The 19,343-nt window shown below is 71.3% G+C and carries 17 protein-coding genes and 1 riboswitch; of the genes, 5 read left to right on the plus strand and 12 right to left on the minus strand.

What is annotated here, in order from left to right:
* Positions 1-98 precede the first annotated feature (98 nt).
* On the plus strand, positions 99-2,117 hold the full coding sequence (locus tag PSEJ31_RS0105520) for a M2 family metallopeptidase (RefSeq protein WP_028914880.1): 2,019 nt from the start codon (positions 99-101) through the stop codon (positions 2,115-2,117).
* A gap of 71 nt (positions 2,118-2,188) precedes the next feature.
* Here the strand turns inward: PSEJ31_RS0105520 and PSEJ31_RS0105525 are convergent, their stop codons facing one another.
* From PSEJ31_RS0105525 to PSEJ31_RS0105535, 3 genes are read right to left on the minus strand one after another with little or no spacing between them, the layout of a single operon-like run.
* Positions 2,189-2,638: a hypothetical protein gene (locus tag PSEJ31_RS0105525; protein ID WP_019399442.1), complete on the minus strand. Its 450-nt coding sequence runs from the start codon at positions 2,636-2,638 to the stop codon at positions 2,189-2,191.
* A gap of 28 nt (positions 2,639-2,666) precedes the next feature.
* The gene (locus PSEJ31_RS0105530; RefSeq protein WP_019399441.1) at positions 2,667-3,917 is read right to left on the minus strand and encodes a multidrug effflux MFS transporter; all 1,251 of its coding nucleotides are present in this window, start codon (positions 3,915-3,917) and stop codon (positions 2,667-2,669) included.
* A complete protein-coding gene (locus PSEJ31_RS0105535; RefSeq protein WP_028914881.1) occupies positions 3,914-4,801 on the minus strand; it encodes a hypothetical protein in 888 nt (295 codons plus the stop codon). The genes PSEJ31_RS0105530 and PSEJ31_RS0105535 overlap by 4 nt, the downstream gene beginning before the upstream one ends.
* A 234-nt stretch (positions 4,802-5,035) precedes the next feature.
* Positions 5,036-5,157: riboswitch (glycine riboswitch) on the plus strand.
* A 50-nt stretch (positions 5,158-5,207) separates the two neighbouring features.
* On the opposite strand from PSEJ31_RS0105535, the gene gcvP reads away from it, so the two are divergent.
* Positions 5,208-8,072, plus strand: a complete 2,865-nt coding sequence (gcvP, locus tag PSEJ31_RS0105540; protein ID WP_028914882.1) for an aminomethyl-transferring glycine dehydrogenase — start codon at positions 5,208-5,210, stop codon at positions 8,070-8,072.
* Between the two features lie 61 nt (positions 8,073-8,133).
* Here the strand turns inward: gcvP and PSEJ31_RS0105545 are convergent, their stop codons facing one another.
* A complete protein-coding gene (locus PSEJ31_RS0105545) occupies positions 8,134-8,346 on the minus strand; it encodes a hypothetical protein (RefSeq protein WP_019399438.1) in 213 nt (70 codons plus the stop codon).
* 286 nt (positions 8,347-8,632) lie between these two features.
* Between PSEJ31_RS0105545 and PSEJ31_RS0105550 the strand changes: the two genes are divergently transcribed.
* The gene (locus PSEJ31_RS0105550; RefSeq protein WP_028914883.1) at positions 8,633-9,187 is read left to right on the plus strand and encodes an outer membrane beta-barrel protein; all 555 of its coding nucleotides are present in this window, start codon (positions 8,633-8,635) and stop codon (positions 9,185-9,187) included.
* A 236-nt stretch (positions 9,188-9,423) separates the two neighbouring features.
* Here the strand turns inward: PSEJ31_RS0105550 and PSEJ31_RS16870 are convergent, their stop codons facing one another.
* From PSEJ31_RS16870 to lexA, 7 genes are all read right to left on the minus strand, one after another.
* Positions 9,424-10,059, minus strand: a complete 636-nt coding sequence (locus PSEJ31_RS16870) for a hypothetical protein (protein WP_156924926.1) — start codon at positions 10,057-10,059, stop codon at positions 9,424-9,426.
* 154 nt (positions 10,060-10,213) lie between these two features.
* Positions 10,214-10,798 (minus strand): hypothetical protein, encoded by a 585-nt coding sequence (locus tag PSEJ31_RS0105560; protein WP_028914884.1) that lies wholly within the window; start codon positions 10,796-10,798, stop codon positions 10,214-10,216.
* A 38-nt stretch (positions 10,799-10,836) separates the two neighbouring features.
* Entirely contained in the window at positions 10,837-11,481 is a 645-nt protein-coding gene (locus tag PSEJ31_RS0105565) for an alpha-ketoglutarate-dependent dioxygenase AlkB (protein WP_028914885.1), read from the minus strand.
* A gap of 28 nt (positions 11,482-11,509) precedes the next feature.
* Complete coding sequence (locus PSEJ31_RS0105570; protein ID WP_028914886.1) at positions 11,510-14,794, minus strand: error-prone DNA polymerase; 3,285 nt, start codon at positions 14,792-14,794, stop codon at positions 11,510-11,512.
* Positions 14,791-16,212: a DNA polymerase Y family protein gene (locus PSEJ31_RS0105575; protein WP_028914887.1), complete on the minus strand. Its 1,422-nt coding sequence runs from the start codon at positions 16,210-16,212 to the stop codon at positions 14,791-14,793. The genes PSEJ31_RS0105570 and PSEJ31_RS0105575 overlap by 4 nt, the downstream gene beginning before the upstream one ends.
* Positions 16,213-16,293: 81 nt before the next feature.
* A complete protein-coding gene (gene imuA / locus PSEJ31_RS0105580; RefSeq protein ID WP_019398626.1) occupies positions 16,294-16,902 on the minus strand; it encodes a translesion DNA synthesis-associated protein ImuA in 609 nt (202 codons plus the stop codon).
* Between the two features lies 1 nt (position 16,903).
* Positions 16,904-17,542 carry a transcriptional repressor LexA gene (lexA, locus tag PSEJ31_RS0105585; protein ID WP_037034608.1) on the minus strand — a complete coding sequence of 213 codons (639 nt, stop codon included), beginning with the start codon at positions 17,540-17,542 and terminating at the stop codon, positions 16,904-16,906.
* Between the two features lie 274 nt (positions 17,543-17,816).
* Between lexA and PSEJ31_RS16875 the strand changes: the two genes are divergently transcribed.
* Positions 17,817-17,975, plus strand: coding sequence for a hypothetical protein (locus PSEJ31_RS16875; RefSeq protein WP_156810452.1), 159 nt, complete (start codon positions 17,817-17,819; stop codon positions 17,973-17,975).
* An 88-nt stretch (positions 17,976-18,063) separates the two neighbouring features.
* Here the strand turns inward: PSEJ31_RS16875 and PSEJ31_RS0105595 are convergent, their stop codons facing one another.
* On the minus strand, positions 18,064-18,582 hold the full coding sequence (locus PSEJ31_RS0105595) for a hypothetical protein (RefSeq protein ID WP_232210977.1): 519 nt from the start codon (positions 18,580-18,582) through the stop codon (positions 18,064-18,066).
* A 251-nt stretch (positions 18,583-18,833) separates the two neighbouring features.
* Between PSEJ31_RS0105595 and PSEJ31_RS0105600 the strand changes: the two genes are divergently transcribed.
* Entirely contained in the window at positions 18,834-19,337 is a 504-nt protein-coding gene (locus PSEJ31_RS0105600) for a ferritin-like domain-containing protein (RefSeq protein ID WP_019398622.1), read from the plus strand.
* The last annotated feature ends 6 nt before the right edge of the window (positions 19,338-19,343 follow it).

Genomic DNA, 19,343 nt, shown 5'->3' on the forward strand with positions numbered 1-19,343 from the left:
TCCCCCGAGGGGAGAAGACGGGTCCCCGCGCCGCGCCTTGCCAGTGCCATCCCGGGCCTCTAGCCTTCGCCGGTCGCACTCACGCAAAGGGACCCCTCGTGAACCATCGCCCCCTGCTGCTGGCCATCGCCGTGGCCGCCGGCCTGCTGTCGCTGTCGGCCTGCCGCAAGACGCCCAGCCCGGAACAGGAAAAGCCTGCCGCCCGGGCCGAGAACGGCGAGACCGCCGACCAGTTCGTCGCCCGCATCAACGCCGAGTTCAAGGCCGCCTATCCGGAGCTCACTTCCGCGCAGTGGCTGTCCTCGACCTACATCAACGACGACAGCCAGCTGGTGGCGGCCAAGGCCAACGAGCGCGCCCTGGCCCAGCTCAATGCCTGGATCGAGGAAGCGAAGAAGTTCGAGGGCCAGCCGATGTCCGACGACAGCCGGCGCGCCCTCAACCTGCTCAAGCAGGCCACCGCCATGCCCGCCCCGCGCGACCCGGAGAAGCTGGCCGAGCTGACCCGGATCGCGGCGAAGATGGAAGGCGCCTACGGCGCCGGCACCTACTGCAGCGGCGAAGGCGCGGCCAGGAAGTGCCGCCAGCTGGGCGAGCTGGAGGACGTGCTGCGATCCAGCCGCGACTACGACGCCCAGCTCGACGCCTGGGCCGGCTGGCACTCGATCGCCCAACCGATGCGCGAGGACTACGTCCGCTTCGTCGAGCTGGTCAACGAGGGTGCCCGCGAACTGGGCTACGCCGACACCGGCGCGATGTGGCGCAGCGGCTACGACATGGAGCCGGACGCCTTCTCCGCCGAGACCGACCGCCTGTGGGAGCAGGTGCGCCCGCTGTACGAGCAGCTGCACTGCTACACCCGCGACAAGCTGCAGCAGACCTACGGCGTGGAACGCGGCGTGGTCGGCGAGGGCCTGCTGCCGGCGCACCTGATGGGCAACATGTGGCAGCAGGACTGGGGCAACCTCTGGGACATGCTGCAGCCGTACAAGGGCGTGGGCGACCTGGACATCACCGCCGCCCTGGAGCGCCAGTACCAGCAGCTGCTCAGCGCCGCCCTGCACCGCCGCGGCCCCAGCCCCGGCCCGCGCGAGCGCTTCGAGGCCGAGCGCGAGGCACAGCTGGCCATGGCCAAGGCGATGACCGAGCGCGCCCAGGACTTCTACGTCTCCCTGGGCATGCCCCGGCTGCCGGAGAGCTACTGGGAGAAGAGCCAGTTCATCAAGCCGCTGGACCGCGACGTGGTCTGCCACGCCAGCGCCTGGGACATGAACATGGGCGGCGCTGACGGCAAGTCGCCGGACGTGCGCACCAAGATGTGCATCAAGCCCAACGAGGAAGACTTCACCACCATCTACCACGAGCTGGGCCACATCTATTACGACCTGGCCTACAACCCGCAGCCGCCGCTGTTCCAGAACGGCGCCAACGACGGCTTCCACGAGGCCATCGGCGACACCATCGTGCTGGCGATGACGCCGAAGTACCTGGAGTCGATCGGCCTGGTCCAGGGCCAGGCGCAGAGCCACGAGGCGCTGATCAACACCCAGATGCGCATGGCCCTGGCCAAGGTCTCGTTCCTGCCGTTCGGGCTGATGATCGACCGCTGGCGCTGGGGCGTGTTCGACGGCTCGATCACCCCGGACCGCTACAACCAGGCCTGGTGGGAGCTGAAGGCGCGCTACCAGGGCGTGGCCCCGGTGCAGCCGCGCGGCGAGGAGTTCTTCGACCCGGGTGCCAAGTACCACGTGCCGGGCAATACCCCGTACACCCGCTATTTCCTGGCGCACCTGCTGCAGTTCCAGTTCTACAAGTCGCTGTGCGAGGCCGCCGGCCACACCGGCCCGCTGTACGAATGCAGCTTCCACGGCAGCGAGGCCGCCGGCGAGAAGTTCCGCGCCATGCTGGCGCGCGGCGCCAGCCAGCCGTGGCAGGCCACGCTCAAGGAGCTGACCGGCAGCGAGCGGATCGACGGCGGCGCGGTGCTGGAGTACTTCGCCCCGCTGCAGGAATGGCTGCAGCAGCAGAACCAGGGCAAGTCCTGCGGCTGGCAGGCGCCGGCGGCGCCGGCGGCGCAGGCGGCGCCCGCGGCCGCGACCCCGGCCAAGGACGCCTGAGGCGGGCCGACGGAAGCTGCAAACAGCAAGGGCCGGCGCAAGCCGGCCCTTGCCTTTGCGGCGGGCGGGACTCAGTGCAGCGCCGGGCCGGAGGTATCCGGTTCCTGCCGCTCGCCCTCGTCCTCGCCATCGACCGGGCGCGCCGAGGCCATCTCCGCCTCCAGCTGCTGCTCGTGCTCCTCCGGCGACTTGCCGTTGGCCGCCGCCTCCAGCGCCGCCTCGTCGCGCAGCACGTCCGAGTACACCAGCTTCACCGGCACGCCCTGCTCCTCGTGCAGGCGCTGGGCGCGGCGCATGAGCATCAGCATCTGCGCGGCGCTGTCGCTGCTGCCGGCGATGCGCCCGTCCATGCCCAGTACCCAGACCCCGCCCTGCCGCACCACGCCGGCCAGCAGGTTGCCGTCGCGGTCGCGCAGCTCGGCATGCGGTTCGATCGGCGGGCGCCCGGCCCGGGCGCGGTTGCGCTCGCGTTCGGCCTTGCGCTTGCGCGCGTCACGGTGGGCCTTGGACTGGATGGACATCGGGATCTCCGGGGGAAAGGAAGGAAGGTCAGAGCTGCTCGCCCGGCTCGATCATCGGGCCGGAGGGCGGCGGGGAGGCAGGCGGCCGCGCGCGCCGGGCGACGCTGGACTCCCAGCGCCAGATCGCCCAGCCGCCGGCCACGAACGCGGCCATGCCCAGCGCCAGGTGCAGGCCGTGGTGGCTCAGCAGCGGCGACAGCAGGCCGGCGACCAGCGAGTTGAGCACCAGCTGGAAGAACGCCTGCAGCGAGGAGGCGGCGCCGCGCTGGCGCGGGTACATGTCCAGGATCGCCAGGGTCAGCACCGGGAACACCAGGGCCACGCCGAAGGCGAACAGGCTCATCGGCAGCACCGCCCACGGCACCGCGATCGCCGGCGCCAGCACGTTGTAGGCCACGTTGAGCGCGGCGGCGGTGGCCGAGCAGGCGAAGCCGGCGCCCACCTGCCGGCCCGGCGGCCAGCGCCCGGCCAGGCGCCCGGACAGGAACGCGCCCAGGGTCATGCCGCCGATGGTGGGGATGAACAGCCAGGCGAACTCGCGCTCGCCCAGGCCCAGCAGGTCCATCAGGAATGCCGGCGCCGAGGCGATGTACAGGAACATGCCGGCGAAGTTCAGCGCACCGGCCGCGGCCAGGCGCTGGAAACGCGGGTTGGCGCCGATCGCCGCGTAGTCGCGCAGCAGCCGCCGCGGCTGCAGCGGCAGGCGCAGTTCCGGCGGATGGGTCTCCGGCAGCCAGCGGCCCACGCTCGCCAGCAGCATCAGGCCGAACGCGGCCAGGAACCAGAAGATCAGCGGCCAGCGCCCGGCACCCAGCATCCAGCCGCCGATGATCGGCGCGATCGCCGGGGCGATGCCGAAGATCACCGAGACCTGGCTCATCAGCCGCTGCGCGTCGTCGCCCTGCAGCACGTCGCGGATCACCGCGCGGCCGACGATCAGGCCGACTCCGGCCGACAGCCCCTGCAGCGCGCGGAACGCCAGCAGCGTGGGCAGGTCGCGCGACAGCGCGCAGCCGGCCGAGGCCAGGGTGAACACCACCAGGCCGGCCAGGATCACCCGCCGCCGTCCCAGTGCGTCCGACAGCGGACCATGCACCACGCTCATCAGCGCGTAGGAGATCAGGTAGACGCTGATGGTCTGCTGGATCGCCACCTTGTCCGCGCCGAACTGCGCGGCCATCTGCGGGAAGGCCGGGAAGATGGTGTCGATCGAGAAAGGCCCGAACATCGCCAGGCCGGCCAGCAGCAGGGTCAGGGTCCGGGTACTGCGTGCGCTCATCGGGACGGGCCACCTTCCCGGGCCGGCTGGATCGCATCGGCGGCCGCGGGCGCAACCGCCCCGGCATCCTCGGCTTCGGCGCCGGGCGCCGCGTCCGCGGGCAGCTCGGCATCATGCGCCGGCTGCCCGCCTTCCGGCGCGCGCACCTGCTCGATCCGGGCCAGGTTGGCCACCGGGAACACTTCCACCTGCTTCGGCCCGGGCCACCACACCAGCACGTAGGCGCTGGTGGTGCCCAGCAGCCGCGCCTGCCCGGGGACCGGAGCGTCGGCCCCGGCCAGGGTCAGGCGCACCTGCGGCAGGTCCGAGCGGCCCTCCACCACCCGGTTGGCATTGAGCACGCTCCACACCAGCAGGTACTGCAGCGATAGCACCAGGCCGAACAGCACCAGCTGGGTCTCGAACGACAGCCCGGACACCAGCCAGCGCTTCCTGTCGTCCGGGAACAGGAACACCCAGCGGATCCACGGGTGGCGCGCCGCCAGCGCGCGTGCGCGCTCCGGATTGCGCGCGGCCCAGCGCACCGGGACCAGGCTGACCCGCACGAAGGCCAGCACCGCCAGCACCACCAGGAAGTAGTCCGGCCGGCGCAGGCCGATCACGAACAGGTCGGCGCCCTGCAGGTATTCCAGGATCGGGAAGTCGAGGCGGCGGTAGAACCAGTAGTGCGACCACATGCCCATGGCCGACACCAGCGCATAGACCAGCGACACCACCAGCACCGGCTCGCGCTTGAGCAGGCGCACCAGGCGGTCGATCGCGCTGGGTGCGGCTGGCCCCATGGCACCGCCCGCGGGCGCGGTTTCCGCCGCCGCGGCTACCGCGGCCGGCTCCGGAATGGCGATGGTCGCTGCTGCAGTGGCGTGGTCCGGATCGGAGGTCATGGGCCGCGGTCCCGAAAGGATGGCCATGGTAAGCCAAGCGCCCATCCCCGCTGCACCCGGCGGCGCTGGCGGGCTTGCCCTGTCCGGCTGCCCCCCGGGTGCCGCCGCCCCCGGCCTGCCCGCCGCCGCGGCCACGGTATAATCGCCACGCTGTACCTGGTGGGAGAAGCCGGCCCCGGCCGGCTGCCGAAGGCGCAAACGCCCGTAATCGCTCAGGCCCGATACCACCGCCGCTGCAAACACTCTGGAGAGACCGGCCACGCGAGAGCGCCAGCGCCGGCGCCGAAGGGGCACGAAGCACGCGACCTCGTCCGCGCGGCTTCCAAACTCTCAGGCAAAAGGACAGAGGGGCACCCCGCCGCGCCCGTGCGCGGCCTCCATTCCTGCCCTGTCCGGACCGCTCTCCATGTCCCAGCACGCTTCCTCCCTGCGCGAACTCGAGCAGCACGACGCCTTCGTCGGCCGCCACATCGGCCCCAACGACGCTGAAATCGCCACCATGCTCCAGGCCGTCGGCCACGACTCGCTGGAGGCCCTGACCGACGCCATCGTCCCGGCCGGGATCAAGTCCGCCGAGCCGCTGGCCCTGGGCGGCAGCCTGACCGAGGAGGAGGCGCTGGCCCGGATCCGCGCCATCGCCAGGAAGAACAAGGTCTTCCGCAGCTTCATCGGCCAGGGCTATTACGGCACCCACACCCCGGCGGTGATCCTGCGCAACATCCTCGAGAACCCCGCCTGGTACACCGCCTACACGCCCTACCAGGCCGAGATCTCGCAGGGCCGCATGGAAGCGCTGGTGAACTTCCAGCAGATGTGCGCCGACCTGACCGGCATGGAGATCGCCAACGCCTCCCTGCTGGACGAGGCCACCGCCGCCGCCGAGGCCATGACCCTGGCCAAGCGCGCCGGCAAGTCGAAGTCGGACACCTTCTTCGTGCACGACGCCGTGCATCCGCAGACCCTGGAAGTGCTGCGCACCCGCGCCGAGCCGCTGGGCATCACCCTGCGCGTGGGCACCCCGGAGGAGGCGATGGAAGCCGAGTGCTTCGGCGTGCTGCTGCAGTATCCGGACACCTTCGGCCACATCGGCGACCATCGTGCCCTGGCCGAGGCCGTGCACGCGCGCGGCGGCCTGGTCGCGGTGGCCACCGACCTGCTGGCCCTGACCCTGATCGCCGCCCCGGGCGAATGGGGCGCGGACATCGTGGTCGGCAACTCGCAGCGCTTCGGCGTGCCGTTCGGCTTCGGCGGCCCGCACGCGGCGTTCATGGCCTGCCGCGACGCGTTCAAGCGCTCCATGCCCGGCCGCCTGATCGGCGTGTCGGTGGACACCGAGGGCAACCCGGCCTACCGCCTGACCCTGCAGACCCGCGAGCAGCACATCCGCCGCGAGAAGGCCACTTCCAACATCTGCACCGCGCAGGTGCTGCTGGCGGTGATGGCCTCGATGTACGCCGTGTACCACGGCCCCGAGGGCCTCACCCGGATCGCCCGCCGCACCCATCGCATGGCCGCGATCCTGGCCGCGGCCCTGCGCAATGCCGGCATCGAGGTCGGCGGGCGCTTCTTCGACACCCTGCACGTGAAGGGCGTGGACGCCGGCGCGATCCTGGCCCGCGCCCGCGAGGCCGGCATCAACCTGCGCCAGATCGACAGCGAGGCGGTGGGCATCAGCCTGGACGAGACCACCACCCGCGCCGACCTGGCCGCCCTGGCCGGCCTGTTCGGCGCCAGCATCGACATCGACGCGCTGGACGCCGCCACCCCAAACGCGCTGCCGGCCGAGCTGCTGCGCACCAGCCCGTTCCTGCAGCACCCGGTGTTCAACACCTACCACAGCGAGCATGAGCTGCTGCGCTACATGCGCTCGCTGTCGGACAAGGACCTGGCCATGGACCGCACGATGATCCCGCTGGGTTCGTGCACCATGAAGCTCAACGCCACCTCGGAGATGATCCCGATCACCTGGCCGGAGTTCAGCCAGGTCCACCCGCTGGCCCCGGCCGACCAGGCCGAGGGCTACGCCCAGCTGGTGTCCGAGCTGGAGGCGATGCTGGCCGAGTGCACCGGCTACGACGCGGTGAGCTTCCAGCCCAACTCCGGCGCCCAGGGCGAGTACAGCGGCCTGCTGGCGATCCGCGCCTACCACGCCAGCCGCGGCGAGGGCCACCGCAACATCTGCCTGATCCCCGAGTCGGCGCACGGCACCAACCCGGCCTCGGCGCAGATGGCCGGCATGAAGGTCGTGGTGGTCAAGTGCGACGCCAACGGCAACATCGACCTGGAGGACCTGCGCGCCCGCGCCGAACAGCACTCGGCCAACCTGGCCGCGATCATGATCACCTACCCGTCCACCCACGGCGTGTTCGAGGAGGACGTGGTCGAGATCTGCCAGATCATCCACGCCCACGGCGGCCAGGTGTACACCGACGGCGCCAACATGAACGCCCTGGTCGGCCTGGCCAAGCCGGGCAAGTGGGGTTCGGACGTCTCCCACCTGAACCTGCACAAGACCTTCTGCATCCCGCACGGCGGCGGCGGCCCGGGCGTGGGCCCGTGCGCGGTGAAGGCGCACCTGGCGCCGTTCCTGCCGCGCACGCTCGGCGGCGACGGCAAGGTCGGCATGGTCAGCGCGGCCAGCTTCGGCAGCGCCTCGATCCTGCCGATCAGCTGGATGTACATCGCGATGATGGGCGCCGCCGGCCTGCGCAAGGCCACCCAGGTGGCCCTGCTCAACGCCAACTACATCTCCAAGAGGCTGGCCCCGCACTACAGGACGCTCTACACCGGCCGCAACGGCCTGGTCGCGCACGAGTGCATCCTCGACATCCGCCCGCTGGAGAAGGCCACCGGCATCGGCGCCGAGGACATCGCCAAGCGCCTGGTCGACTTCGGCTTCCACGCCCCGACCCTGAGCTTCCCGGTCGCCGGCACGCTGATGGTCGAACCGACCGAGAGCGAGTCCAAGCAGGAGCTGGACCGCTTCATCGACGCCATGATCCAGATCCGCGAGGAGATCCGCGCGATCGAGGACGGCCGCCTGGACCGCGAGGACAACCCGCTCAAGCACGCCCCGCACACCGCGCAGCAGGTGTCGGCCAGCGAGTGGAAGCACGCCTACCCGCGCGAGCTGGCCGCGTTCCCGCTGCCTTCGCTGAAGAAGCAGAAGTACTGGCCGCCGGTGTCGCGCGTGGACAACGTCTACGGCGACAAGAACGTGTTCTGCGCCTGCATCCCGGTGGACGCGTACAAGGAAGAAGCCGGCGCCTGATCCGGGCGCCCGCGTTGCCGCCAGAAGGCCCCGCTACGGCGGGGCCTTCTTTTTGCGCGGCTCAGTCGCGCAGCGGCAGGTCCGGATGCTCGTCGATGCTGCCGTCCTCGCGCAGGACCACGTAGCGCTTGCCGTCGCGGTCGAACAGGAACGGGATCGGCGGCTGGAACAGCGGGCGGCGCACGAAGCGCAGTTCCCAGTGGAAATGGCGCATGGTTTCCACGGTCGCCTGCTGTCCGGGGGTGAGGCCGGCGACCAGCTGCTGCGGGTCCACGGGGGCGTTGGACCGGCGGCGCTCTTTCGGGGGGTTTGACACGACAAATCTCGAACACGGGTGGGGGAAGCCCGCGCCTGGCAGGACCGCCCGGACCTCCTTTCCGGAACGTGCCAGCCGCTGGCGGCCGCTGCCGCCACGACGCGCTGGTCTGGGGCACCTCATTTTCGCAGCTTGGGCGCCCCTGCGCCCGAACCTTTGACAAATTCCTGACACTGCTGGACCTGCCGGCCAAAGTGCGCGCTGCCCGGACGGGCATACCGAGAAAACCACTGGAAGGTCATACATGAAGAACATCCTGGCCCTGGCTGCGGCCCTGGCCCTTGGCACCCTGTCGACCGAGGCCCTCGCCGGCCAGCCCTTCGTCCGCGCCGAAGCCGGCAACAGCGACATCGAAGTCAGCTACGGCCGCTACTTCCGCGGCAGCGACAACGACACCGCGCTGCTGGTCGGCGGCGGCCACTGGTTCACCCCGAACCTCGCCGTCGAGGGCCACGTCGGCTCGCTGTACACCGAGTACCTGGGCCGCGACTACGACCTGGACCTGGTCACCGTCGGCGCCGGCATCGTCGCCAAGAAGCACTTCGGCCCGCAGGAAACCGGCTTCTTCGTCGGCGCCCGCGCCGGCCTGGCGCGCGTCACCCTGCAGCTGCGCGAGGACCGCTTCGACATCGTCGACGACGAGAGCTCGACCAAGCCGTACTACGGCATCAGTGCCGGCTACGACTTCAGCCGCCGCTGGGGCCTGGGCCTGAACTACGACCGCCGCCGCGCCGAATCCAACGGCGTCAACGTGGACGTGGACACCATCACCTTCGCCGGCGAGATCCGCTTCCGCTGAGCAAGGATCGCGCGCCGCGCGGCGCGCCGGGAGCAGCCACGGGAAGCCCCGCGATGCGGGGCTTTCCTTTGCGCGGATGGCGGTGACCGGCGGGCGCATCGCCGCCGATCGCCCGGCGATGCGTTGCAACGAAGCCCGTGCATTTCACGGATGCCTTACCCAGATGGCGTTTTCCTGTGGCCGCACGCATCGGTGCATCGCAGGAGCAAGCCAATGCCACGTGGTGACAAGTCCAGCTATACCGACAAGCAGAAGCGCCAGGCCGAGCACATCGAGGACAGCGAGAAGGAGCGCGGCCGCAGCGAGGACACCGCCGAGCGCATCGCCTGGGCCACCGTCAACAAGCAGGACGGCGGCGGCAAGCAGTCCGGCTCGGGCAGGAAGTCCGGCGCGCGCAATGCAACGAAGAAATCGACGAAGAAATCCGCGGCGAAGAAGTCCGCCGGCGGCGCCAGCAAGACCGCGAAGAAGGCCACGAAGAAGACCGCAAGCAGGGGCGGCGCACGGAAGTCGACGGCGCGCAAGGCCACCAAGAAGGCAGCGAAGAAGACGACCGGCGCGCGCAAGACCACCGCCCGCAAGAGCACCGCCAGGAAGGCGACCCGCCAGACCGCCACGAAGAAGGCCGCGCGCAAGACCACGGCCCGGAAGTTGGCTCCGCGCAAGAGCGCGGCGAAGAAGGCGGCGAAGAAGACCGCCACGCGCAGGACCAGCCGCAGCCCCGCGAAGAAGGCGACGGCGAAGAAGGCCACCCGCAAGAGCACCGGCCGCGCCACGAAGAAGGCCACGAAGAAGTCCAGCGCCAGGAAGGCCACGGCCAGGACCAGCACCCGCAAATCACCCGCCCGCAAGTCGGCGGCGAAGAAATCCACGCGCCGCGCCACGAAGAAATCGAGCCGCTGACCACGGGCCCCTTCGCTGCGGGCCAGGCCAACCCCTCCTCCCGGGGGGGGGGGGGGGGAGGGGTTGGAAAGCGGGCCGGGCTCCTCGCGCCCAGCAGCCTTGCTGCTGGCCACCGCCTGCGAGTCACGACGCTGGCCCGCGATACCAGTCCAGGACCGCCGGCGCCAGCCGCGGTTCCAGTCCGATACCCAGGGCAACGCACGCATCCAGCACGTCGCGCACGTGCTGCTGCGCAGGCGTGGGACCGGCCAGGCCTTCCAGCTCGTCCACCGATAGCTGCACCAGGGTCCACTCGTGCAGTCGGTCCGCGCGTTGTTGCAGCACCGCCTGTAGCCAGTCGCCCAGTCGATACGTGCGATAGCCACGCGCGCCCAGGGTCGCCACGCGCTCGGCCAGCAGCGCCGACACGCCGCGGAACCACTCGGTATGCCCGCCAGCCGGAACCCGGATCGCCAGTGGCGCCGGCGCGTTGTACCCGCCCAGTCCTGCGCGCAGCTCCAGCTCAAGGTCGCGCGCGTCACGGATGGACTCGGCCTCCACCAGCATCCCGCCTTCCAGGTCGAAGAACCCGAACCAGCGCGGGTGCAGCGCCGCGATCCGCCCCAGCGGATCGGCGGAGAAGCCGATCTTGCAGTGGTCCTCCCAGGCGCAGGGGAACACGTAGGCGAAGCAGCGGCCGTCGATCGCCAGCGCCTGCCCGGTGGGCAACGGGGAGCCGGCAGCCAGCCCGCGGACGCCGGGCGGGCTCACGCCGCCCGCTCCCCCTGACCAGGCACGGATCCGGACACTCCCACGCCTGCCTGCCAGGAATACCGCGTCCGCGCCGCCTGCGGACGCGCGCGGAACACCACGCTCATGCGTGGTGCGACCGGGCGCGCGGTCTTGGGTATGCCGTGTTCGTGGGTGAGCTGACTGGCATGGCTCATGACCAGCAGGCTGCCCGGCTCCAGGTCGATGCCCAGCGCGCGGCCACCGGCCTTGGCACGGATGTTCATGCGCCGGGCGCTGCCGAGCGAGACCAGCGCCAGCGGTTGTCCCGGCACCAGCTGGTGCAGCTTGTCGTTGTGCATGGCCACGCTGTCGTTGCCGTCGCGGTAGAAGTTCAGGCCCGCGCTGTTGTAGGCACCCGGCGCCACCGCCTGCACGCGTTCCAGCATCGCCGCCAGCGGCAGGCCCTCGGGCACCTCGTGCAGGCCGTACCAGGCCATCAACCGCGGCACGTCGACCACGCGGTCGTACATCGGCCTGCGCGCGGACTGCCAGCGGCAGCCATCGCGCAGCGCCTCGAACCATTCCCGGGCCAGCGCAGGCGGCAGGAACTCCGCCCAGTAGCGGATACCGCCCTCGGCGTCCTCCACCAGGGTCTGCGGTCCGTTGTCGAACAGGTCCATGTCGCCCTCCTGCGCAATGCGCGGTTGATCAGTGGAAATCGCGGGATTCGACCTGCATCCCGCCCAGCAGGTGGCTCAGGTCCTCCAGGTGGGCGGCGATCAGGTGCTCCACGCCGTCCACCCGTTCCCAGCGTCCGCGCACGGCCATCAGCCGCGACTGCAGCAGCGGCTTGCGCTGGCGCACGGCCAGGTCCGGCCACACGATCACGTTGACCATGCCGTGCTCGTCCTCGAGGGTGACGAAGATCGTGCCCTTGGCCGTGGCCGGCCGCTGCCGCTGGGTGACCAGGCCGGCCACGTGCACGCCGCTGCCATGGCGGCGCTGCCGCAGCTCGCGCACGCCCAGGATCCGCCGCTGCACCATCTGCGCGCGCAGCAGCGCCATCGGATGCGCGCGCAGGCTCAGGCCGGTGCTGCGGTAATCGGCCAGCAGCTCCTCGCCCAGGCGCGGCGCCGGCAGTTCGATGCGGGTTTCATCCGGGCTGGTATCCAGCAGCGGCCGTTTCGGCTCGATCCCGGCCACCGTCCAGCGCGCGGCATTGCGGTGGCCGGCCAGGCCATCGAGCGCGCCCGCTTCGGCCAGGGCCTGGCGCGCCCTCGCATCCAGTCCCGCACGCCGGCACAGGTCGGCCACGTCGCTGAAGGGACGCCAGCGCCGCGCATCGACGATCGCCTGCGCCGCGCTTTCCGACAGGCCCGCCACCAGCCGCAGGCCCAGCCGGATCGCCGGCTGCCTGCCCTCGCCCAGCGGCTCCAGGGTCGAATCCCAGCTGCTGCAGGCCACGTCCACCGGCCGCACCTCCACCCCCTCGCGTCCACCGCGGCCGCGCCGCGCGTCCTGCACGATCTGGCTGGGCGAGTAGAAGCCCATCGGCTGCGAGTTGAGCAGGGCGCAGGCGAAGGCCGCCGGCTCGTGGCGCTTGAGCCAGGCGCTGACATAGACCAGCTTGGCGAACGAGGCCGCATGGCTCTGCGGGAAGCCGTAGGAACCGAAGCCCTTGATCTGCTCGAACAGCTGGTCGATGAACCCGCTGCCGTAACCCTTGCCTTCCATCAGCCGGCGGATCTTCAGGCGGTGCGGCTCCATGTCGCCGCCCCGCCCCCAGGCCGCCATCGAGCGGCGCAGGTGGTCGGCCTCCTCCGGCGTGTAGCCGGCATGGATCACCAGCTCCATCACCTGCTCCTGGAACAGCGGGATGCCCAGGGTGTTGCCGAGGATCTGCTTTACCCCCTCGGAGGGATAGCTAACCGGCTCCTTGCCCATGCGCCGGCGCAGGTAGGGATGGACCATGCCGCCCTGGATCGGCCCGGGGCGCACGATCGCCACCTGCACCACCAGGTCGTAGAACGTCTTCGGCCGCAGCCGCGGCAGCATCGCCATCTGCGCGCGCGATTCGACCTGGAACACGCCCACGCTGTCGGCGGCCTGCAGCATTTCGTAGGTGGCCGGGTCCTCGCGCGGCAGGGTGGCCATGTCCAGGCGCACGCCGCGGTACCCCTCCACCAGGTCGAAGGCCTTGCGGATGCAGGTGAGCATGCCCAGCGCCAGGCAGTCGACCTTGAGCATGCCCATCGTCTCCAGGTCATCCTTGTCCCACTGGATGATGGTGCGGTCGGCCATGGCCGCGTTCTCCACCGGCACCACGGTCGACAGCGGCGCGTCGGAGATCACGAAACCGCCCACGTGCTGGGACAGGTGGCGCGGCATGCCTTCCAGCATCGCCGCCAGCGCCAGCACCTTGTTGATGAGCGGGTTGTCCGGATCGAACCCGGCCTCGGACAGGCGCTGGCGCATCGGCGCGGCACCATTGCCCCAGCCGAAGCATTCGGCCAGCAGGCCGATCTGGTCCGGGGGCAGGCCGAAGGCCTTGGCCACGTCGCGCACCGCGCTCTTGCCGCGGTAGCGGATCACCGTGGCCGCCAGCGCCGCGCGCCGCCGCCCGTACTTGCCATACACGTACTGCAGCACTTCCTCGCGGCGCTCGTGCTCGAAGTCCACGTCGATGTCCGGCGGCTCGTCGCGTGCCTTGGACAGGAAGCGCGAGACCAGCAGGCGGGTCTGCGCCGGATCCACCGCGGTGATGCCCAGGGCAAAGCACACCGCCGAGTTGGCCGAGGAGCCGCGGCCCTGGCAGAGGATGCCCTTGCCGCGGGCGTAACGGACGATGTCCTCCACGGTGAGGAAGAACGCCTCGTACTTGAGCTCGGCGATCAGCGCCAGTTCCTCCTCGATCTGCGCGGCCACCTTCGGCGGCACGCCCTCCGGCCAGCGCCGGCGCATGCCCTCTTCCGTGAGCTGGCGCAGCCAGCTGGTCGGGGTATGCCCCGGCGGCACCAGTTCCTTCGGATAGACGTAGCCGGCTTCCTTGAGGTCGAAGTGGCAGCGCCGCGCCAGTTCCACCGAAGCCTGCAGCAGCGGCGCCGGATAGATCGCCGCCAGCGCGCGGCGCGTGCGCAGGTGGCGCTCGCCGTTGCGGAACAGCCGGTCGGCGCATTCGGCCAGGGTGAGGTTGTGGCGGATCGCGGTCAGCGTGTCCTGCAGCACCCGGCGCCGGCGCACGTCCATGTGCACGTCGCCCGCCGCCACCGCCGTCATCTGCAGCCGTGCCGCCAGTTCCTGCAGCCGGGCCAGGCGCGCGGCATCGTCCTGCTCGCGGTGCAGCTCCACCGCCAGGTACGCGTGTCCGCCGAACACCAGGCGCAGCCAGCGTCCCTCCACCGGGTCCGGCTCGGCACCCGGCAGCCACAGCGCGAACAGGCCGCAGTCCTCGCCTGTGCCGGCCATCCCGCCCTCCTCGCCCGGTGGCGGCGCACGCACCACCCGCTCCACGTCCGCGCGCGACAGCCGGTAGCTGCCCTTGGCCGAATTGCGCCGACCGGTGGTGATCAGCTCGCACAGGCGCGTATAGCCGGCGCGCGACTGCACCAGCAGCACACAGCGCAGTCCGCAGTCCAGCGCGAACTCGCTGCCGACGACCAGCTTCACCCCGGTGGCGCGCGACGCCTCCCAGGCACGGACGATGCCGGCCAGCGAGCATTCGTCGGTGATGGCGAGTGCCTCGTAGCCGCACTGCGCCGCGCGCGCGAACAGGTCCTCGGCGCTGGAGGCTCCGCGCAGGAACGAGAACTCGGACAGGCAGTGCAGCTCGGCATAGGCCGGCAGGCCATCGTCGGCGACCGGACCGTCGTCGTTGGCCGCGTCCAGCGCGCCGGCCTCGCGCTGGCCCAGCCGCCAGGCCACCTGGCGGAAGCGCGGTACGCGTGCGCCGGGCGTCTCCCGGTCCACGCCGTCGATGGCGTCATCCCAGCTCATGCGAACCAGCCATGCAGCATCCAGCCGCCCTCGCGCACGCCGGCGGCGCGGAACGCCCAGGCACGCTGGCCGCGGCTGGTGCGCACCACGTAGTAGTCGCGGCGCACGTCGCCCTCGTCCCACCAGCCGCTTTCCAGACGCTCCGGACCGGACAGCACCTGCAGGCGCGTGTCGTGCAGCGGCACCGGCTCCGGCAGCAGCCAGGTCGGGCGCGGCGGACGCGACGGAGCAACAGGCACCTTGGCCTCGTCGCCGGTAAGCCGGCACCAGGCGCGCTCGGGCCGCGGATCGCCCTGCGGCGCCACCCGGTACACCGCCTCGTCGCCCAGGCGCGCACGCAGGCGTTCGCGCAGCTGCGGCCAGTCCAGCGCCTGTTGCGCACGCTGCGCGAACAGGTCCTGCATCGCCGGTACGAACGGCGGCAGGTGCTTCGCCAGCAGGCGCATGCCTACCACCGGTCGTCCGATCTCCACCCGCTCCAGGCGCCCGCGCGCCAGCTCGAACAGCATCGAGGCACTGCGCTCCGGCGCCAGCAGGCCGACTTCGACATCGGTATGGCCCTGCTCGTGCTCCAGCCGCAGCACGAAGCGCTGCACGCCGCCGTCGCGGATCGACAGGTAGGTGCACAGGTCGCCGACCAGGCGCCGCAGCGGGAACAGCAGCGCGGTATGGGTCTCGACCTCGTAGCCCAGCTCCACGCGTTCGTCGAAATGCTCCGGCGGCTGGTAGCACTCCAGCGGATCGTCGGCTTCGCCATAGAGCTTCTGCAGGTGTTCCAGCAGCGCCTGGCCGAAGCGGCGGCGCAGCGCATCCGATGGCAGCGCGCGCAGCTGGCCCAGGGTGCGGATGCCCATGCGCTGCAGCCGCGTGCCGGCGTCACCGGGCAGCACCGCGCGTCGCACCGGGACACGGTCGAGCAATGCCGGCAAGGCCGCTGCCTCCATCACCGCCATGCCATCGCGCAGGCCCGCCAGCACCCGCGCCGCGCGCGGGGTCGGGGCCAGGGCGATGCGATGGCGGAAGCCCAGCTGTTCCAGTTCGCCACGCAGGCGCCGCTCGAACCGCGGCCAGGGTCCGAACAGGCGGAAGCTGGCGCGCGCCTCCAGCACGATGGCCGAGTTCCACTGGGCGCTGACCAGCGAGCTGTGGCGGTAGGCCCAGGCGGCGAGGAAGCGGTGCACGCGCGCCTCGGCCGCGGGGTCGTAATCGACCATCGCGAACTGCGGCAGCAGCGCGTGCGCGGCGGCCAGGCGCATGCCCGGCACCAGCCCCGCTGCCGCCGCGGCGGCGTTGACCGCATGCAGGCTGCGCAGCTGCGCCGGACCGCCGACCAGGGCCAGCGGCGCCTCCGGTTCGGGATGGCGGCGCAGCACCGCGTCCAGCGCCAGCTGCGGCAGCAGGATGCAGGCCCAGAGCATCAGCCGCCCTCCCCGTGCCGGCACCCGGGGACGGGAAGGCCGGCCGGATTCCACGGCAGTTGGACGACATGCAAGGACATGTCAGTGCGCTAGCTGCACCAGCCCCGAGGGCGGCTGCCCGCCCCGGCACTTGAGTACCCGCCAGCCGCCATCCTCCAGCAGCAGCCGCAGCGCCGCGGGCGAGGCATTGGCGGCATGGCGGCGGTCGCGCAGGACGAAGCCGCAGCAGTCACCACTGTCGGCAGCCACCTGCAACCGGCGCAGGGCACGGTCGTCGCCACCCGGCGGCCAGCCCAGTACCGCTGCGCAGGCGCCGCTGCGCAGGCACTGCTCCTGCGCCCACAGCGCATCACGCGGGGAGGCATCGACCACGTGCAGCCCGGCCAGGTCCACGCCGGCGGCCTGCCAGGCCGGGGCATAGGGAATGAACGGTGGCGCGACCAGCACAACGGTGCCGCCGGCGGCAGTCATGCGCGCGATGGTCGGCAGCAGCAGCGCCAGTTCGCCCACGCCGTTGGCCGGCAGCAGCAGCTCGGTCAGCGCGCGCCGCGGCCAGCCGCCATGCGGCAGGCGCGCGTCCAGCGCCGCGTGCCCGCTCGGCTCGCCGTCGGCCGGAAGCCGGGCGCTGCGCCCGGCATGCCACAGCGTGCGCGCGGCCAGCAGGCTGTCGATGGCAACGACCTGGGCCATCTCAACCCCTTCGCACCAGGCCGCAGTACACGCCTTCGATGGCGAAGTCCTGGCCCGGATGCACCTCGATCGGGGCATGGGCCGGATTGCGCGGCAGCAGGCGGATCCGGTCCGCCCCGCGCTGCAGGCGCTTGATGGTCAGCTCGCCATCCACCCGTGCCACCACGGTCTGGCCGTCGCGGGCCTCGGGGGTGCGGTGCACGCCGACCAGGTCACCGTCGAGGATCCCGTCTTCGATCATCGAATCGCCCTGCACCCGCAGCAGGTAGTCCGGCCGCGGCGAGAACAGGCGCCGGTCCAGCCACAGCGCCTCCCCGCCCTCGCCCACCGGGCCCAGCCGGGCCACGCCCTCGGCGCTGATCGGCAGGCCGGCCGCCACCCGGCCCAGCACCGGCAGCGGCAGCAGGTCCGCCCCGCCGCCGGGCAGCCGCAGCCCGCGCTTGCGGCCCGGTACCTGCTCCAGCAGGCCATCGGCGACCAGCGCCTGGACATGCTTCTGCGCGGCATTGCGCGAGGAAAAGCCGAACTCATCGGCGATCTCCGCCAGGCTGGGCGCCCGCCCCGCGGCCAGTTCGCGACGCAGGAAGTCCAGCACGGCGGCGCGCTGGGGTGGCAGGGAGGGAAAGTCGTTCTGGCTCATGGTGTACATTTGTACACCTTCCGCGTCTCAGGGGGTGAGAGCCGCCAAGAGGCCCGGAACTTTTGTGCAGCGCAGCACAATTTACGCATTTGTCATGTCCAACCCCCTGTTTTTCCACACGATCTGAACATTTGGGCAGGCAGATTCGGACGCGTGTCCACTCGCCGGACACCGCCCGCCGGCAAGGACGCTAGCGGGCGCTCCCGGCGATGTCCGGACCTTCCCCCGACGCGACACGGCAGGAGCGGCGTGCCGCAAGGCCGCCGGAAAGGAGATGTCCCAGATGCTTGCTTCGGAACACGCTGACGCACTCGACCTGGACCGGCTCGAACGCCATCTGCCGGAACTGCTGCAGCAGTACGTACCCGACCCCTCGCCGCTGCCGGCACTCCCCCGCCGCGATGGCGAGCCGGCCCACCTCCCCCTCGGCTAGCCCAGCGCGCTTTCCACGAAGCCGGCCCTGTGCCGGCTTTTTTCTTGCCCGCTCGCGGCCGGCAGGCCCCGCCCGCCGGCCGCCGTGGTCAGGGCCGGGCCAGCTGCCAGTGGCCCCATTCGTCGACCACGCCATCGCCGGCCGAGCGCTGCGCACCCTGGTCGCCGGCATAGCGGTACAGCGGCTGGCCGCGCCAGGTGACCTGAACCCCGTCGGCCCGCTGCAGGCTGCCCACCGTGGTGCCGGCCCCGGCGCCGTCGGTCGCCTGCAGCTGGCCCTGGCCGAGCACCGGCGGCCACACGCCCTCGCAGGCCTGGTCGCACTTGGCGCCGTCGACGTTGCCTTCCAGGTAGTACAGCGAGGCACCGCTGGCATCGACCAGGTGCGGCGCCGGCTCCTGTTCGATCGCCAGCTGCACCACCCGGCCGCTGCCCTCCGGCGAGGGCGAAGCGTCCGGCGCCGGATCGCGCTCGAGCGCCGCGCCGGCGCCGCGTTCGCCGGTGGTGCTGGCACCGTTCTCCTCCGGTGCCGCGGCCTGGTAGCCGCAGGCCGCCAGCGAGATCGCGGCCAGCAGGCCGATGGCCCACGGCCCTGGGGAAACAGGCATGCGCATGTGGATCCTCCTCGTTGGGCGACGCGGCCGATGCCGCATGTCCCATGGAACCGCGGCGCCGCGCATGGCGCGATGAAGGAGGCGTGCAAGCGCGATGAAACGCACGCCACGCCTGCTGAACATCGATTTCACCGGCATTGGACCTGCAGCCAATGCCCACCCGTCCACCATGGTCCACGTTGCGCATGGCCGGCGTGCACCCATTCCACCCATCCCATCCGGCCGCAGACGAAGGAGCATCCGTCATGGCGGTGAAGAACATCGAAGAGCTTTTCATCCACGAGCTGTCGGACATCTACAGCGCCGAGAAGCAGCTGACCAAGGCCCTGCCGCGCCTGGCGCGCGCCGCCGACAACCCGGAACTGGCCGAAGGCTTCCGCCTGCACCTGGAGGAAACCCAGGGCCAGATCGAGCGCATCGACCAGATCGTCGAACTGCTGGACATCCGCCTCAAGCGCATCAAGTGCGCGGCGATGGAAGGCCTGGTCGAGGAAGGCAAGGAAGTCATCGATTCGATCGAGGCCGGCCCGCTGCGCGACGCAGCCCTGATCGGCGGCGCGCAAAAGGTCGAGCACTACGAGATCGCCGCCTACGGCACCCTTGCCGCGCTGGCCAAGCAGCTCGGCTACAAGGAAGCCCTGCCGCTGATCCTCGAGACCCTCGAGGAAGAAAAGGCCACCGACGAGAAGCTGACCCTGCTGGCCGAGCAGGGCGGCAACCAGGCCGCGGCGCAGCAGCGCGCCGCCTGACCGTCC

It is taken from the genome of Pseudoxanthomonas sp. J31, from assembly GCF_000510725.1.
GTDB lineage: Bacteria > Pseudomonadota > Gammaproteobacteria > Xanthomonadales > Xanthomonadaceae > Pseudoxanthomonas.

Bases quoted from the DNA above. Each gene is read 5' to 3' on its own strand.
- PSEJ31_RS0105525 (WP_019399442.1), bottom strand. From the start codon at position 2,638: ATGTCCATCCAGTCCAAGGCCCACCGTGACGCGCGCAAGCGCAAGGCC.
- PSEJ31_RS0105530 (WP_019399441.1), bottom strand. From the start codon at position 3,917: ATGAGCGCACGCAGTACCCGGACCCTGACCCTGCTGCTGGCCGGCCTG.
- PSEJ31_RS0105535 (WP_028914881.1), bottom strand. From the start codon at position 4,801: ATGACCTCCGATCCGGACCACGCCACTGCAGCAGCGACCATCGCCATT.
- gcvP (WP_028914882.1), top strand. From the start codon at position 5,208: ATGTCCCAGCACGCTTCCTCCCTGCGCGAACTCGAGCAGCACGACGCC.
- PSEJ31_RS0105550 (WP_028914883.1), top strand. From the start codon at position 8,633: ATGAAGAACATCCTGGCCCTGGCTGCGGCCCTGGCCCTTGGCACCCTG.
- PSEJ31_RS0105565 (WP_028914885.1), bottom strand. From the start codon at position 11,481: ATGGACCTGTTCGACAACGGACCGCAGACCCTGGTGGAGGACGCCGAG.
- PSEJ31_RS0105570 (WP_028914886.1), bottom strand. From the start codon at position 14,794: ATGAGCTGGGATGACGCCATCGACGGCGTGGACCGGGAGACGCCCGGC.
- PSEJ31_RS0105575 (WP_028914887.1), bottom strand. From the start codon at position 16,212: ATGCTCTGGGCCTGCATCCTGCTGCCGCAGCTGGCGCTGGACGCGGTG.
- imuA (WP_019398626.1), bottom strand. From the start codon at position 16,902: ATGGCCCAGGTCGTTGCCATCGACAGCCTGCTGGCCGCGCGCACGCTG.
- lexA (WP_037034608.1), bottom strand. From the start codon at position 17,542: ATGAGCCAGAACGACTTTCCCTCCCTGCCACCCCAGCGCGCCGCCGTG.
- PSEJ31_RS16875 (WP_156810452.1), top strand. From the start codon at position 17,817: ATGTCCCAGATGCTTGCTTCGGAACACGCTGACGCACTCGACCTGGAC.
- PSEJ31_RS0105595 (WP_232210977.1), bottom strand. From the start codon at position 18,582: ATGCCTGTTTCCCCAGGGCCGTGGGCCATCGGCCTGCTGGCCGCGATC.
- PSEJ31_RS0105600 (WP_019398622.1), top strand. From the start codon at position 18,834: ATGGCGGTGAAGAACATCGAAGAGCTTTTCATCCACGAGCTGTCGGAC.